This window comes from Pseudobacillus badius (assembly GCF_002189605.1).
GTDB classification, from domain to species: Bacteria; Bacillota; Bacilli; order Bacillales; family Domibacillaceae; genus Pseudobacillus; species Pseudobacillus badius.
The window spans coordinates 1,962-3,256 of sequence record NZ_MWMM01000038.1; the positions used below are offsets into that span (position 1 = coordinate 1,962).

At 51.0% G+C, this 1,295-nt stretch carries 1 rRNA gene (only partly in view); it reads left to right on the forward strand.

The features are described 5' to 3' along the window. Positions 1-74: 74 nt before the first annotated feature. Positions 75-1,295 (forward strand): 23S ribosomal RNA (locus B1A98_RS19735); its annotated part runs 1,801 nt beyond the window's last position; the annotation flags it as partial.

Below are 1,295 nucleotides of genomic sequence, written 5' to 3' on the forward strand. Positions count from 1 at the left end.
GTAAACTTGTTCTTTGAAAACTGGATAATATCGTATAAAAGTAACCAAGCAATAACCGAGTAATCGCCATTTTAGGTTAAGTTAGAAAGGGCGCACGGTGGATGCCTTGGCACTAGGAGCCGAAGAAGGACGGGACTAACTCCGATATGCTCCGGGGAGCTGTAAGTAAGCATTGATCCGGAGATTTCCGAATGGGGAAACCCACTGTTCGTAATGGAACAGTATCCCTGCTTGAATTCATAGGGCAGGAGAAGGCACACCCGGGGAACTGAAACATCTAAGTACCTGGAGGAAGAGAAAGCAAACGCGATTCCCCGAGTAGCGGCGAGCGAAACGGGAACAGCCCAAACCAGAAGGCTTGCCTTCTGGGGTTGTAGGACACTCTATACGGAGTTACAAAAGAACGGAGTAGGTGAAGAGGTCTGGAAAGGCCCATCAGAGAAGGTAACAATCCTGTAGCCGAAACTTCGTTCTCTCCAGAGTGGATCCTGAGTACGGCGGAACACGTGAAATTCCGTCGGAATCCGGGAGGACCATCTCCCAAGGCTAAATACTCCCTAGTGACCGATAGTGAACCAGTACCGTGAGGGAAAGGTGAAAAGCACCCCGGAAGGGGAGTGAAAGAGAACCTGAAACCGTGTGCCTACAAGTAGTCAGAGCCCGTTTATGGGTGATGGCGTGCCTTTTGTAGAATGAACCGGCGAGTTGCGATTTCATGCGAGGTTAAGCCGAAAAGGCGGAGCCGCAGCGAAAGCGAGTCTGAATAGGGCGCATGAGTATGAGGTCGCAGACCCGAAACCAGGTGATCTACCCATGTCCAGGGTGAAGGTAAGGTAACACTTACTGGAGGCCCGAACCCACGCACGTTGAAAAGTGCGGGGATGAGGTGTGGGTAGCGGTGAAATTCCAATCGAACCTGGAGATAGCTGGTTCTCTCCGAAATAGCTTTAGGGCTAGCCTCAAGGGAAGAGTCTTGGAGGTAGAGCACTGTTTGGACTAGGGGCCCCTCTCGGGTTACCGAATTCAGACAAACTCCGAATGCCAAAGACTTATCCTTGGGAGTCAGACTGCGAGTGATAAGATCCGTAGTCAAGAGGGAAACAGCCCAGACCACCAGCTAAGGTCCCCAAGTATACGTTAAGTGGAAAAGGATGTGGAGTTGCTTAGACAACCAGGATGTTGGCTTAGAAGCAGCCACCATTTAAAGAGTGCGTAATAGCTCACTGGTCGAGTGACTCTGCGCCGAAAATGTACCGGGGCTAAACGTATCACCGAAGCTGTGGATGGACACCGTA